The organism is Leucobacter massiliensis (assembly GCF_002982315.1).
Classification (GTDB): domain Bacteria; phylum Actinomycetota; class Actinomycetes; order Actinomycetales; family Microbacteriaceae; genus Leucobacter; species Leucobacter massiliensis.
This window is the reverse complement of sequence record NZ_MWZD01000011.1, coordinates 1-14,009: the sequence shown is the minus strand read 5'-3', so window position 1 is coordinate 14,009 and position 14,009 is coordinate 1. Positions and strand designations below refer to the sequence as shown.

General features: G+C 61.7%; 11 protein-coding genes and 1 pseudogene. 6 read left to right on the top strand and 6 right to left on the bottom strand.

Features of this window, described 5'->3' with window-relative positions; genetic code table 11:
• Window positions 1–287: 287 nt before the first annotated feature.
• From B4915_RS00925 to B4915_RS14815, 3 genes and pseudogenes are all read left to right on the top strand, one after another.
• Window positions 288–773, top strand: a pseudogene (locus B4915_RS00925) (ATP/GTP-binding protein); the annotation flags it as partial.
• A complete protein-coding gene (locus B4915_RS00920) occupies window positions 770–2,560 on the top strand; it encodes a type IV secretory system conjugative DNA transfer family protein (RefSeq protein WP_105803983.1) in 1,791 nt (596 codons plus the stop codon). The pseudogene B4915_RS00925 and the gene B4915_RS00920, both read left to right, overlap by 4 nt.
• Window positions 2,557–3,417, top strand: a complete 861-nt coding sequence (locus tag B4915_RS14815; RefSeq protein ID WP_245907277.1) for a DUF4913 domain-containing protein — start codon at window positions 2,557–2,559, stop codon at window positions 3,415–3,417. The genes B4915_RS00920 and B4915_RS14815 overlap by 4 nt, the downstream gene beginning before the upstream one ends.
• A gap of 67 nt (window positions 3,418–3,484) precedes the next feature.
• On the opposite strand, the gene B4915_RS00905 is transcribed toward B4915_RS14815, so the two are convergent.
• Genes B4915_RS00905 through B4915_RS00895 form a run of 3 tightly spaced genes read right to left on the bottom strand, consistent with a single transcriptional unit; the run spans window position 3,485 to window position 6,507 of the window.
• A complete protein-coding gene (locus B4915_RS00905; protein ID WP_245907276.1) occupies window positions 3,485–4,339 on the bottom strand; it encodes a hypothetical protein in 855 nt (284 codons plus the stop codon).
• A gap of 24 nt (window positions 4,340–4,363) precedes the next feature.
• On the bottom strand, window positions 4,364–6,091 hold the full coding sequence (locus tag B4915_RS00900) for a relaxase/mobilization nuclease domain-containing protein (RefSeq protein WP_105803980.1): 1,728 nt from the start codon (window positions 6,089–6,091) through the stop codon (window positions 4,364–4,366).
• Entirely contained in the window at window positions 6,088–6,507 is a 420-nt protein-coding gene (locus B4915_RS00895; RefSeq protein WP_105803979.1) for a MobC family plasmid mobilization relaxosome protein, read from the bottom strand. The genes B4915_RS00900 and B4915_RS00895 overlap by 4 nt, the downstream gene beginning before the upstream one ends.
• Before the next feature lie 253 nt (window positions 6,508–6,760).
• Between B4915_RS00895 and B4915_RS00890 the strand changes: the two genes are divergently transcribed.
• Entirely contained in the window at window positions 6,761–7,180 is a 420-nt protein-coding gene (locus tag B4915_RS00890) for a hypothetical protein (RefSeq protein ID WP_181158412.1), read from the top strand.
• A 174-nt stretch (window positions 7,181–7,354) separates the two neighbouring features.
• On the opposite strand, the gene B4915_RS00885 is transcribed toward B4915_RS00890, so the two are convergent.
• The 3 genes from B4915_RS00885 to B4915_RS00875 all read right to left on the bottom strand — a co-directional run bounded on the left by B4915_RS00885 (window position 7,355) and on the right by B4915_RS00875 (window position 9,494).
• Complete coding sequence (locus B4915_RS00885; protein WP_105803978.1) at window positions 7,355–8,419, bottom strand: zeta toxin family protein; 1,065 nt, start codon at window positions 8,417–8,419, stop codon at window positions 7,355–7,357.
• On the bottom strand, window positions 8,416–8,820 hold the full coding sequence (locus B4915_RS00880; protein WP_146119987.1) for a hypothetical protein: 405 nt from the start codon (window positions 8,818–8,820) through the stop codon (window positions 8,416–8,418). Before B4915_RS00880 ends, B4915_RS00885 begins: the two co-directional genes overlap by 4 nt.
• A gap of 113 nt (window positions 8,821–8,933) precedes the next feature.
• Window positions 8,934–9,494 carry a recombinase family protein gene (locus B4915_RS00875; RefSeq protein ID WP_105803976.1) on the bottom strand — a complete coding sequence of 187 codons (561 nt, stop codon included), beginning with the start codon at window positions 9,492–9,494 and terminating at the stop codon, window positions 8,934–8,936.
• A gap of 578 nt (window positions 9,495–10,072) precedes the next feature.
• On the opposite strand from B4915_RS00875, the gene B4915_RS14325 reads away from it, so the two are divergent.
• Both B4915_RS14325 and B4915_RS14315 read left to right on the top strand, forming a co-directional pair.
• Entirely contained in the window at window positions 10,073–10,306 is a 234-nt protein-coding gene (locus B4915_RS14325; RefSeq protein ID WP_146119986.1) for a hypothetical protein, read from the top strand.
• 1,672 nt (window positions 10,307–11,978) lie between these two features.
• On the top strand, window positions 11,979–14,009 hold a 2,031-nt coding region (locus B4915_RS14315), incomplete at its 3' end, for a DUF7507 domain-containing protein (protein ID WP_219845064.1).

Below are 14,009 nucleotides of genomic sequence, written 5' to 3'. Positions count from 1 at the left end.
CACGGTCCGAGTCCCCCCATGAAGGGGAGGGAATCGGACCGTAATCGTCCTCGAAATGCTCGTGTGCGTGCGCGTCTGCACTCGGCGACGGAGCGGTATTAACGGGGTCTGGATCGCCCGCGCATCCTGTCACGAGAACGGCGCTAAGCATCAGAGCCGTCGCAAGAAAACTCCGCCGCATACTGTCTCCTACTCTTGAGGTTCCTCTTCTTCGTCCACCTGACCGATCGAGGCTCCCTGTCGCATCTGCTCTTTGAGCGCGTCACGGAGGATCAGCCAGTGGCCGGCGATCTGGTAAGCCGGAAGTTTGCCGGGACCGTATCGACGCGCTGACGCGCCTGAACCGTCAGTTCGGTGTCGGGCAGGCGATGATTACGCACACAATGCACGATCTTGAAGGGCTCCCCGAGGAAGATCGCGCGAAAGCCCGTGGTTTCGTCGAGCGCGCCGGCATGCTCATCTGTGGCGGCCTCCCACAGGCTGAAATGCCGCTCCTGACGGCCGCTGTGCCGTTCTCACGCGCTGAACAGCGCCTCCTCACCGGATGGTCTGCCCCTCCCTCCTGGGACTCCGCTACGGGCCGTGAGAGCGAGCCTCCCGGCCGTGGCCGGTTCCTCGTGAAGGTCGGCGGCCGCCCCGGTATCCCGTTGGCGGTGAAGCTGACCGAGGCGGAGCGAGCCATCAACGACACAAACAAGCGGTGGGCGGCGCAGTCGCGCGTCGGCCGGCGCGCGCACGAAGAGGCAACGATCCTAGAGGAGGTCAACGCATGAGCAGCCCGAACAACAACCGCAGACGTGATCCCGGCGGCCTCAGCTCAGAAGCGGTCCTGGGCCTGGTCGCGATCTTCGGCCTGGCCGTGGTCGTCGCAGCTCTCTACGCTGCGATGCACCTCGGGCACCGCCTCGCCGGTACGGGCGTGGAGGTGCCCGCCGACCCGTTCGGGGTGGTGTTCGGCCTGTTCGGTGGCAAGTACGAGTGGCCGGGTGCGGCAGGCTGGTGGGTGCTCGGCGGCCTCGTCGCCGTGGTGGTCACGCTCGGCACTCTGGTGCTCGTATGGCGGGCACGCAGCGCCAAGCGACGTACTCGCGTTGATCGGCAAGCCGCCTACATGGGGCGCGGCCGAGACATTGAGGATCTGAGCCGTAAAGCCGTCACCGCGAAAGCGGAACGGCTGGGCGTCACCGCGGCACCTGGCCTCCCGATTGGGTTGACGGTCGCGACGCGGCAGCAGCTCCTCAGCTCATGGGAAGACATGCGGATCACTATTGCCGGCCCCCGTACCGGAAAGACCACCTCGATGGTCGTGCCGTGTATCCTCGACGCTCCTGGTTCGGTGCTTACGACGTCGAACAAGCGAGACATTGTGGATCACACCCGCGGGCCGCGCGCAGAGCGTGGCCCGGTTTGGGTGTTTGATCCGCAGTCGGTCGCGAATGAGCCTCCGTCGTGGTGGTGGAACCCGCTTACATACGTCACTGACGAAGTGAAGGCGGCAAAGCTCGCCGATCACTTCGCCGCCGGCTCACGTGACCCCGGCGCGAAAGCCGATGCGTACTTCGACACCGCGGCGCAAGATCTGCTTGCTGGACTCCTCCTCGCCGCGGCGCTCGGCGGTCGACCGATCACGCAAGTGTTTACGTGGATCACCCGTCCGACCGAGGAAGAGCCGGTGGAGATTCTGCGCGAGCACGGGCAGCGGCTCATCGCCGATCAGGTGGCCGGCGTCATCACAGCTCCCGAGAAGCAGCGTGGCGGCGTGTACGGGTCTGCGCAGCAGATGGTCTCCTGCTTGACGAATCGCCAGGTCGCCCAGTGGGTGAACCCGTTGGGCGACGACGATAAGCGCCCGCAGTTCAGCCCCGAGGAGTTTGTGAAGGCTGACGGTGGCACGCTCTACTCCCTCTCTCGTGAGGGGCGCGGCACCGCCGGCCCGCTCGTGACCGCGCTCACTGTTGCGGTGGTCGAGGCCGCCGAGGAGCTGGCAGCTCGCTCGAGGGGCGGTCGCCTGGAAATGCCCCTCGTGGGCGTGCTCGATGAGGCAGCGAACGTATGCCGGTGGCGGGATCTTCCGAACCTCTACTCGCACTACGGCTCACGCGGAATCGTGCTCGATACCGTTCTGCAGTCCTGGTCACAGGGCGCAGAGGTCTGGGGCGAGGCCGGCATCAAGAAGCTGTGGTCGGCCTCGAACGTGAAGGTGTACGGCGGTGGTGTCGCCGAGGTTGGGTTCCTGAAAGAGCTTGCCGAGCTGATCGGTGATTACGATCGTCTCTCCTCGTCCTCGTCGACGTCGCGCGGTCAGCGCACCGTCTCCACGCAGCTCCATCGCGAACGCATCCTCGACGTCGACGCGCTCTCGGCGCTTCCGAAGGGGCGCGCCGTGGTGCTCGCGTCGGGCTCACGGCCGACGCTGATTCGCACGGTGCCGTGGATGGGTGGCCCGCACGATGCCGCTGTACGCGCGTCTCTGGCAGCGAATGACCCGCAAGCCGAGTACACGATGCAGCAAGCGGATCAGGAGTTGGCGGCCGTGGCCGCAGCGGAGGCGACCCGATGAGCAACTGGGGCGATGATGAGAGCTGGGGTGAATCGCCGTCGCAGAATGAAGAATTCTATGCTGGCGCGCCAAGCAACGGGAACGGTTCCCAGTCCAGCGATTCGGGTTTCGTGCCGGATGCCGCCGCGGTCCTCATAGCTGAAACTGCCGTGGCAGAGGCTCAGCACTTGTTCAATGTTGCTGAGGACAAGCTCAGCGCGGCAGAGGACGCGCTTGCCGATGCCGAAGATGAAGTCGGTGTCGCCGAGGTCAAGGCCGCTGACTACGAAGCTGACGATGGCAAACTTCCGTGGCAACGTGCCGCGGCCACTCGTGATGTTGCTAAACGAAAGCGGGCCCAGCGGCGCGCTGAAAAGGCCGTGGGTAAGGCGCAGGCTGCTGTTGCGGATGCCCGCGCTGCTTTAAATGATGCCGCGGAAAATCTGCGAGCTGCGCTCGTCACACCTGCGCCTCCCGAGTCCGATGATCAACCGTTGTACTACGGTTCTGTCGACGAGTTCTTCCGCGAGTACCTACGTCTCGCGTACCGTCGGCCGATCAACGGCCGCGCTCGCGTGTGGGCGGCCGACTGGTGGAACTATGACGAAGCGGTGATCCGCCTCGAAGCTCTGTGGCGGTCCTGGGAGGAGTTGCGCCAGGACGCGAGCACGGGCATGAGTGTGTGGTGGCGGGATCACGCCGACCACCACATGGCCGTGCTTATGGACCCTGACGGACCGTTCGCGGCCGCCGACGCGAACAACGAAGCCAACCAGTCGCGCAAGGGTGATCCGCTGCCGTACACCGCACCGCCAGAGGGGTTGTTCCGCGACGTGCGGCTGCCTGACGAACCCGTTGAGCTCAACGACGCCGGCTAAGCGATCGCCACCACAAACGACGGAGGGCCGCACCCGATTGGGTGCGGCCCTCCGTCGTTGTAGTTGGCTACCGTTCGAGGCCGGCACGCTGCACCTGAGCGCCGCGGCCACGTGAGGGTCGAGCCTTCGCGCTCGTCTTCTTCGCTGCCCCGTTGCGGGCCGCCTCAGTAGCCGGCTTCGCGTTGCTGACGTCGGAGCGCATGCGCGCTCCGATCGCCTGTTCGCTGATTCCCTGCCGCTCCAAGCTTGCAGCCGTAGCATCGCGGCGTTGCGAGCTGTCGTAGGTGTTCTGGGAGTCCTCCCGATACCGGGAAGCCTCTCGTTCGCGTAGCTCGGCGTCGGCGATGAATGCTTCGCTGTCGTGGCCCGGTTCTGATGCGATCGCACGCGCGTTCTCGGCCGCCTGCTCAGCCTGGTTCGCATCGGCCATCAGCCGTGCTGCTTCGGCCTCCTCAGTGGCCGCACGGTGTCGCTCCTCAGCAGCGCTTGCGAGGTCGCGTTCTGCGCGTTCCATCTGTAGGCGCACCATCTGCTGTACCGAGCTGGGATCTGCGCCTGTGTTGTTGACGTCGATCGCGTAGCGGCTTTGCAGTTCGTCACGCATGCGCTGCTCGGCGCGAGCTGCTTCCTGGTCCTCGCCGGCCCAGCCCCGAGCAACCTGGTAGGAATGGCCAATCTGTTCCGGGGTTGCTCGATCCCACCAGTCCGGCTGATGCACGTTGCTTAGCTCTGCGCGTGCCGCTGCACGTTCCGCATCGAGGCGGGATTGCAGCTCGCGGTGCTCCTGGATGCTGTGCTCACGTGCACGGCGCAGTGCCTCCTCGCGTAGGCGCGTCATCATCTGGCCAACCTGCGAGGCTGCTGTTACAAGGATGCGTAGCTGCCCCTCCATTGCCTCTTCGATGCCGTCGCTTTCAGCCATGATGGGATCTCCTCTCGTTGTGTTCTATCGCTCGATGCCGTCGCGGCCCGGGAGCCTCGGCTGAGTAGTCTTGGGTCGCTCGTTCGGGCGTACTCGGGTCGGTACCGGCGACCCGATTTCGGTAGCCGGTCGCGCCTGGCTCGCGCGCACACGGTCAAGTACCGCTTGCGTCTCAGCATCGAGCGGTGCACGCTCGGTTGTCGCCGTGGCCGTCTGCTGCTGCGCCGCCGCATCGGTGCCCTTCATGGGAGCCGGCAGCGCCGCACGAACGCGGCTCAGGCGAGCGCGCGTATCCTCCGCAAGCAATCGAGCCTGGCGCTCCTGCGACGCCGCGACGGATGCCGCGTACACCGCCTGAGTGAGGGTCAGCAATGACCGAATCATCGCCGCCTGCGCGACCGCACCTTGCCCGCCACGCGCTGCGCTTGCAAGTAGCATTGCTGCACCCGATATGGCTACCGTGCCGGCCTGCTGTGGGCGCACGGTGCGCTGGTACGTCTGAGCGGATCGTGACAGCGCCTCCGATGCCGCAGCGAGGTCGCCTGGCGTCTCCTCGGTCGCGTTCGACCATGCAGCCAGCGCGCCGGCTGTCTGCCTCGCGACGGTCGCCCATGTGCTCCGATCCTCGATCGGCACAGATCGCAGTCGGTCAACGAGAGCGGTCAGCTCTTCACTGCTGCGTGTCCACTGTTCAGGGTTGGGATCTTGCGTCTCCCGGCCCGGTGCGACTACGCGCCGGCCCCGCTTCGCGGCGTTCCATTCCGCTGCCGCAGTAGTGGCACCAGTCGGGGTGTCCGGCCACCCGTCACGCAGCCGTGGAAGTGTCAGGTCGCGGCCGAGATTGCCGCCGCCGTACCAGATAGGCCGCTCGCCTGCAGTCGGACGTTCAGCGACCGAGTACCCCGTGATGACGTCCGTGCGGCCGTCTGCGTAGCGGGGTCGAACGATGAGCCCTTCACGCCGCATTCGGCGTACGAACTCGCCCTCATCAGCGCTGGCTTCCGCACAGCCGCGCACCTTCAAGCTGAGCAAATATCGCGGTTGATCTGCGCGCATCTCTGCACCGATCAATACCTGCCGCTGAGCGCCGTCAAGCTTCGCCCACTCAGGGGTATCAGTACCGGCAGATTGGCGGTTCCGTTCGTACTTTGAGCGTGCGCGCCAGCGTGCTTGTGCCTCGCGTTCAGCGGGGTCATACCCACGGGTCGCGCGATCAGCCTGCACCGATTCCAGCGACTCCAAACCGTGCGCAACTTCGAGCGCACGCGCTACGGTCTGTGCCCGCTTGTAATCCATGTGAATGGGAGCCTTGGTCCCATCCTCACGCACGAGATTCACGGCAATGTGAATGTGATCGTTCCCGTTCTTCGAGACACCATGACGCACGGCAACCCAACGGCATGGTGCCTTGGTTCCCTCGTGATCGTCGAAACCCATCTCCCGCACAAAGTCGTTAGCGATGGCATTCCACTGCTCATCGGTAAGCGTGCCCTCTTCGGCACGCAATGACAGTGAGCAATGCCAGACGTGACCGCCCTTCACGTCAACATCGAAAGCCTTACGTGGGCGGTCCAAGTGACGCGCGATCGCCAGTGCAGAATCGCGGCCCAACTCGGCATCATCATGCCAAGCCATCATCGCGGAATCCCCCGCAACAAGGTGAGGCTCAGTGTGCTCGTTGGCACGTCCCGCTCCGACAAGATACGTCATGAGACCGGCCATGCGATCGCCGCGCGTGATGTTCGGCATCATGACGATGCCTCGCTCAGCTCATCCACGAATCGGTCAATGTGATCGGCAACCTCGCGTACCTTCGCGAGCGTCGCCACCATCTCCGCCTGCACCGAGCCCGTCGCGTTCGTGGCCTTCGCCATCTGGTTCACGTTGTTCGCCAGACCCGCAAGTAAACGATGCGTCGCGAACATCTGCGCAATGACCTCGTGACGCACCGACTCATTCGCCGCAGCCGCAGCCGCTCCCCCAGCCAATGCCGAGTCAACCAGCAGCTTTGGAACGGTCACCTTGTACTGCAACGCGAGCGCCAGAAGCTGACCCTTTTCCTCCGGGGTGACTCGCACAACATGCCGAGCAATCCGGCCACCCTCGACACGCTTACGACGAGTCTGGGAGCGTTCGGGCTTCCAACTCTTGCTGTCCTCAGTAGACACCCAAACACCTCCTCCCGGCCCAGCGCAGCGACACCGCAACCGCGGTGACCACACTTCCAGTGTGCCGCATCCTCGAACGTAAGTCGAGGGTCAAGCCTAGATCAGGGCACCTGATCTTATAGCTTGCTCCGTCTGGGGCACCGCTTAGGATCGCTCACGGTGGCAGCCGTGGGCGATCGCGGCTTCGCCGCGGCGTGCTCGCATCATGTCGACATACGTCGACGCGAGCAGTCTTCATCCGTAGGATGAAGACATGGCTAAGGAACTCTCAATTGAAGAAGCAATGGACCGTGCTCGACGTGCTCAGGAGGATCGCATCGACGCAATCCGTGTGCTCGCTGAGGCGCGGAACGAACTCGATACGATCCGCGAGGATGGCGCTCGTGAGCTGGCAGAGCTGCAAGCACGAATCAGCGAGCGCGTGACGTCCGCTGAGCGCGATGATGTGAAGGCGTATAATGCGGCCGTCAGTGCCGGTTGGAGCGCAGATGAGCTGCGCAAGATCGGGTTTGCAGAGCCCGATAAGAAGGCTCGCACGCGCAAGCGGGCACCGCGTAAGAACACGGCTCAGACTCCGACTCGTACCCCTGCTGTATCGACGACTGCTTCGGGTCTCGAATCTAATTTCAAGCTCTCCGAAGATGCTGCAACGCCGCAGCCGACGGGCGTCTAGCTCGTCACTTCCGGCAGGGGCTTTCCCCTCCCCCTGAGCCCGAGATACTGGCACAAGATAGCCACCTGTCAAGGGCGCTTCGCGTCACTCCGTGATGCGGCTGCGCCGCACCCTTGACAGGTGGCTATCTTGTTCGGAGCGGCTTTTATCAGGGGAAGAGAAAAGAACGGTTGGTCATCGTTCGATGCCGTTCTCTGGTGCTCGTTCAGAACGCGGAACAGGCCGCTGTGCTTGTGCACCTGCGCTACGCGGTGCGGATCTATCGGTACTGAAACTGGCCGCGGATAGTCGGCTCACCGACTGCTCTGCTTCGAGCTTCCCGCCAGGTTTAGATCGAACCATCGCGGCTTCACAGACGGGCACGGCATACCTGCCCTCGCTCGTTGCTGCTCGATGTTCCTCAACACTGGTGTAGTGCCTCTCGTATCGCCTCACTCGTGAACACGATTCAGCGAGCACCTGGGCGGCATCCTGAGACTTCGAGCGACCATGTTCTGTATCGAACAGCGGGCGCGTGTATGCACTCGGCACCCATCGCCCACCGAGCGCTTCTATCTTGCCCGACTCGAACTCTCGCATCCCCTTTTGCCAACGTTCCACGATGCGGTCTTCTGATACTTCGAACGGAACCTCAACATCGACAACTGAAACCTCATAGCCGGCCTCTGAGAGCTGCCGCCCTAGATCCACAGCCTTACCCGGATCGCTCAGCACCGTGTCAACAATGACGTTGGTTCCTTCGTCGATCAGTTCGTCACGCAGGGCGGTTGCCAGTATCGATGATTCTTCGTGCACGAGTGACGCTAGTTCGAGCGGATAGAACGGTTCCCCCTGTGCTTCCAACTCGTGCACCTCGACCGGCTTAATGTGACTCTCTAAGCTGCCGTCAGCGATTGCTTCGCGCAGCAACAGCTTCTTAAACTCGTCCGCATCAACGTTCACATACAGGTCAACGTCTTTCTTCAAAGCAGTGTCTTTAACAGTCCCTTTACCTGCACCAGGCGGGCCTGCCAACACGAGTGCCTGGCCACCCTGCACAGCATTCGGGAACGCGTTTCGAACCTCTCGTTTGAGCTTGGCGTGCAGCGCTGCACGGTCGCGCCGCGGTCTCTTACCACCGGGGTAGAACCACTGCGGATTATTGACCGTGGCATGCGGCCCTTTCTTATCGAGCACACCCCCTGGCTTCGACAGCTCGCGGATGAAATCGATGTGTCTCCGCTGCTCCTCAGGGGTCACTCGGCCGTCATCCGCGGCTCGATGCGATCAAGAACCTCGTAGAACGTGTCCTCATCAATCAGCCCACGCCGCCGAGCCCGCTCTAGATCATCCGTCGACCCAGGCGCATCGAACAACAAATCGTCAAAGTAATCATTGGTTCGAGCCGGCGGTGCATACTCCCAGCGCGTCAGCTCATCCATGAGCTGCGCTCGGTCAATCAAACCTGCCGCGTACCGCTCGCAAATCTCATAAGGATCTGCGCCCGCAAACCCTTCGGCCGGCATCTTGACCGTAGCAGCGCGAGCCAAGAGCTTCTGCACAGTCGGCTGCGCGACACCCACCATCGCCGCAATCGACTTCTGGGTCAACCCGCCCTGTTTCAGACGGACAATGCTCCGCCGATAGTCAAGGTCTGCCACCTCTCTCCGATACCTGGCTTTCCGAGCCTCGTGTGCCGCATCAGGCACCTCAGTGATTGCCATAGTCACCACCTCCTACCCCCATCGTACCCTAAATATAGCCGCGGCTATAATTATTTTGAGAGCGCGCGCATGACGCTCGATGCGCCGACTCCAAGCACGCGCCCGATCCTGGCGTAGCTCAGGTTCTCTGATCGCATCTTCTTCGCCTCCGCGATCCGCTCGGCCGTCATCACGGTTGGGCGGCCGCCGACCCTCCCCTGGCTCCTGGCGTGCTCCAACCCAAGGCGCGTGTTCTCTCTGATCGTGTCGACGCGGAGCTGCGCGAAGACCACGACGATGCCATAGAGCGCCTTCCCCATCGGTGTAGTGGTGTCGATGGCGGGCTCAGTGAGACTCACGATGTTCAGGCCGCGGTCGTTCAGCTCGGACAGTACCTCGATCATCAGACGCTCACTGCCGGCAAGTCGATCTAGCTTGCGGACCTTGATCGTGTCGCCTGGGCGCGCAGCTACGTCGATGAGCTTGCGCCACTCGGGGCGATCGGCGATGCGGCTCGATTCGCCGTGGTCGACGAACACACGACTGCAGCCGGCCGCGCGCAGCTCGGCTTCCTGCGCGCCCGGATCTTGCTCTTTGCGCGAAACACGCGCGTACCCAAATACTTCGGCCATGCCATAAACGGTACGCGCTCAGTATCGGTGCGATTCAGTTTCGGTGGGGGGTTTCGGTGTGTCGTGTCTCGGCGTGTCGTGCAGCTCGGCGACGTCGCCGAGCTGCGCACCGAAAACGACCGTTTCCGGTGGGTCGTGACGACCCGAATCATACTACGATGACCGTCGCAAAGAACTCGATGCCACTCGAAGCTCAAGCGAGCCCGACGACGACCATCGACGACCATCGAGAGAACTTACGAACGGTGTGAGGTAAGCAACGAAATCACACACATGGAGATCAAACCCACGCATTTGCGTCGCAGCGCCATCCATTAATGAATTTGTGACGAATGCTATTCAAATCTCAGTCACTACTGAGGGGCGGTTCGACCACAGGGGGTACCGACAAACAACATTCGATTCTGAGGAGAGACTTGTCATGGGTACGGAAATCGCCATCACACCTATTCTCAACCGGTCACGTCCGATTGAAATGGTGAATGGTACTGAATCCTTTACCGACTTCTCCGAACACTTCATACGGTTCTTGAGCGAGCACAGTCCTCTCCCTGACTGGGCAGTTTCTCGCGTGGCCAATGACGAACATCTTCTCGTTCATGTCCTTCATCAGGATCTTGTCTCAAAAAGGCGACCGGCCCTCATGGCAAGACTCATACTGCAGCCGCATGAGCGACGGGGCTGATCACATCGCTGCGCGACATGGCGTGGGGGTGGCAACGATCATTTACGACGTCCGCGAAGGATTCGAAGCAATAAGCCAAGAACATACATCGAAGACAGTCGATTACGGCTTGGCTAGCTTCAAGTGATTGATGAAGATCTCTGCATCATCGCTCGCGAGGGTGCCTCCTGGCCAATCAAGGAGCTGTGCAATCGGTATTTTTCACTGCCCCGCGCCTGGGCGATAAACAAGGCCCCGGACCCGAGCGAAGACGCGGTAGCGGAGGCCTGCACTCGCATCTTCCAGGCAATCCGATCGGGATGGGGCCCCATAACGTCGTTTCGCGCGTGCCTGTTCAAGACGGTGCACTCCGCACCCATCGATCATTGGAACACCGCGCGACGCATCAGTTCACTCGATGATTTTGGCTAGCTTGAAGACGATGCCTCTGATCACGCCGATGCCCTGATCGAGGACGAAGAACGCAAAGCCGCGACCGTTGCGTTGCAGGACATTCCAGAGCGCTGGCACGAGATCATCATCGCGGTCTACGTCGAACGGCACCCGGTGCAAGAGGTCGCGGCGGGGCTCGGGCTCACCCCGAGCTCCGCCTCCGTCCTGCTGAAGCGCACGCGAGCAGGTCTGCGGAAGGCGTGGATGGAGCGGTTGCACGCGCCGACCGAATCGTTACCTCATGACTGCGCGACAGCGGTGCGGTACTTCGGAACGCTGCGATGGGGCAAGCAGAGCACTCGGGTACGGTCGTCCACCGAAGGTCACCTGGAGAGGTGTGAATCTTGCCATTCCAGCTATCGTCTGTTTCTCGAGTGGGCAACAGCGGTCGGACTCGACAGGTCCGGTGTCTAGCTCATATGGGATCCGTACCTCAATTTAAGGGAACACAGCGATCGTCACTTTGGTTCGTGTCGGCGCACTTTTCCAACCTGCTGTTCGTTCCTCGAAGCGAGCGGTCGCAGGAATCGGCTACGGGTATGCGGCCGCCATTGCTATTTATTGCCGGAACGTTCTGCTCATCGGCTGATCCGGTGCACCTGATCAGCCGATATTCTCTACAATTGAGACAATCGTTGAGGGACTCGCGAGTCACAGCAAGCAGTGGGGCGCGCTGACCCGCAGCGCGAACCGAAGGCAGCCTCACCATCCCTGAGGCCCTTCTTGACAGTCCTACGAATTAATTTCATATCGATACCTTTTCTTTCCCGAGAGTTGACCATAGGCTCTCTGGGAAAAGGCGAAGATAGCAACTATTCGGTTGTGCGGCCAGAGACGCTGCGATCGTCGCCTTTCAAGCGAAGGGGTTTAGCTTGTCTCAACAAAAAACAAGAAAGTCACCCAGGTGGCACCTGGGTCGAGTACTGACCGGGGCGGTGGTCGGAGCTTTAATCCTGCCGCTCTACGCTCCTCCATCTGCAGAAGCCGCCCGTGTTGCGGGCGTGGTACCGCAGGGGGCCGGTTACTCGCAGACGTTCACACAGCCGGGCGCAGAACCAGTCGTGGCTACTTATACGCTTTCGGGGCAGACCGTTCAGGCAGCTGCCAACACCGCTACCTTTCCCACGAAAGCATCTAATGCGGGGATGTACTCGGAAGCAATCCCGGCTGGCACGGCGGCGGCACAAATCGAGACTGGGACCGCCGGGTGCTTCACCGGTGTAGGGAACTTTGAGTGCGTCAATCGGGGCTCCGTTAAGATCCAATTCGACCGGCCCGTAGATAACCCTGTACTTCATATTGCCGGAATTGGGGCACAACGAGACGGTGGCACTGACCGCTACGGTGCAACGGGAAGCATTAGCTCCGTGCCCGCAGGTGCGACGATGGCAGTCGCGCCTGGTGCCACCAACCTTCAGGTAATCAACAGCGGGACCAAGTTCCAGACAATTTCGACACGCCCCGATACGGTCTGTAACGTTACCTCCGGCAATGCAAATGGACCCGCCGGGTGCGGAAGCATCCAGGTGAACGGTACCGGTCTGACCGAAATTACTCTCGCTCTTACATTGCGCGGAAACAAGGGTGGGAACGGTGCTCTTCCTGCTGCAGATGAGTGGACAATCCTCACCACGCTTCAAGATGCTCCAGTGCCCTCTCTGGAGATTGTGAAGACGTCGAACGTAGAGGAAATCACTGCGGCGGGTCAGACCATAACCTACTCTTTTGAAATCACCAATACGGGAAATGTTCCTTTGACGGACGTTGTCCCCAATGAGACCAGTTTCACCGGCTCGGGTGACATCGGAGCCTTCGAGCCTGCGTCCGCGAATCTTGCCGCAGGTGAAAGTCAAACCTTCACCGCCACTTACACCACTACGCAGGCCGATGTCGATGCGGGGGCCTTGAACAACGTCGCAATCGCTACTGGCAACGACCCTGGTGGAACACCGGTCCAGTCACCTCCGTCTGAAGTGGACGTTCCAGCGCCCGCCTCGCCAGGACTTTCGGTTGTGAAGTCAGCAACGCCCTCTGACCCTGACTCGTACGTCGTTGGGCAGGAGATTGAGTACTCATTCCTCGTAACGAATACAGGGAATACGACTCTTACCGATGTGATCCCTGTTGAGGGGGAATTCACGGGAACAGGTGACTTAAGTGACTTTTCACCCGGGCCAGTCACCCTCGGGCCGGGCGAAGAACAGATCTTCACCGCCGACTACACCCTGACGCAAGCCGATGTTGATGCAGGGAACGTTGAGAACTCAGCAATTGCGTCAGGAAATCCGCCGAACGGACCTCCGACCGAAGCTCCGCCCTCTGAGTTCGAAATCCCCGTGGTCCCAGAGCCCAGCCTGACTGTAGAAAAGACTTCAGACGTTGAAGAAGTTTCCGCAGCCGGTGACGTGATCACTTACTCATTCCTTCTCACAAACACCGGCAACGTCACCATCCAAGATGCGCAGCCTGTTGAATCAGCATTCTCAGGCACGGGCGAACTTGGAGACTTGACCCCGGAATCCGCGACTCTGCTTCCCAACCAGAGCGCGACGTTCACAGCGGAATACACCGTCACGCAGGCCGATATCGATGCTGGCGGGGGTGAGAATACCGCGACCGCCACTGGAACACCGCCCCCCGGCAGCGAGCTGCCTCCAACACCGCCATCGGAAGTGGAAGTCCCAGCGACTCCAGAACCCGGATTGTCGATCGTGAAGAGTGCCGATCCCTCTGACGCTGCATCATTCACTGTCGGGCAGGAAATCACATACACCTTCCTGATCACCAACACCGGCAACGTCACTATGAAAGACGTAGCACCCGTCGAAACCGAATTCTCAGGAACCGGTGAGCTCGGCCCCATCACACCTGAGTCTGCAACCCTGGCACCAGGTGAAGAAGCGGCGTTCACCGCCGAATACACGTTGACGCAAGCCGATGTCGACGCCGGAAGCGTCCAGAACGCTGCAATCGCGGAAGGCACGCCCCCCACGGGCCCACCCACGGAGACACCCCCATCGGAATTCGAGATCCCCGTGATCCCGGATCCGGGTCTGTCGATCGTGAAGTCCTCCGACGTGGAGGAAGTCACGGCCGCTGGTGATGTCATCACCTACTCCTTCCTGGTCACCAACACGGGCAACGTCACGTTGACCGACGTGGTGCCCGTGGAAGGCGAGTTCTCCGGTACCGGTGAGCTGGGCGCATTCGATCCCGAGTCAGCAACCCTGGCACCGGGCGAGAACGCGACCTTCACCGCGAAGTACACCGTCACACAGGCCGATGTGGACGCGGGTTCGATCACGAACTCCGCAACCGCTACGGGCACCCCGCCCGGTGGTGGCGACGTTCCCCCGCCGCCACCCTCGGACGTGGTAGTCCTCACGCCTGCGGATCCG

Excerpts from the sequence above, each read along its gene's own strand:
- B4915_RS00920 (WP_105803983.1), top strand. The coding sequence starts at position 770 with ATGAGCAGCCCGAACAACAACCGCAGACGTGATCCCGGCGGCCTCAGC.
- B4915_RS14815 (WP_245907277.1), top strand. The coding sequence starts at position 2,557 with ATGAGCAACTGGGGCGATGATGAGAGCTGGGGTGAATCGCCGTCGCAG.
- B4915_RS00905 (WP_245907276.1), bottom strand. The coding sequence starts at position 4,339 with ATGGCTGAAAGCGACGGCATCGAAGAGGCAATGGAGGGGCAGCTACGC.
- B4915_RS00900 (WP_105803980.1), bottom strand. The coding sequence starts at position 6,091 with ATGATGCCGAACATCACGCGCGGCGATCGCATGGCCGGTCTCATGACG.
- B4915_RS00890 (WP_181158412.1), top strand. The coding sequence starts at position 6,761 with ATGGCTAAGGAACTCTCAATTGAAGAAGCAATGGACCGTGCTCGACGT.
- B4915_RS00875 (WP_105803976.1), bottom strand. The coding sequence starts at position 9,494 with ATGGCCGAAGTATTTGGGTACGCGCGTGTTTCGCGCAAAGAGCAAGAT.
- B4915_RS14325 (WP_146119986.1), top strand. The coding sequence starts at position 10,073 with ATGACGAACATCTTCTCGTTCATGTCCTTCATCAGGATCTTGTCTCAA.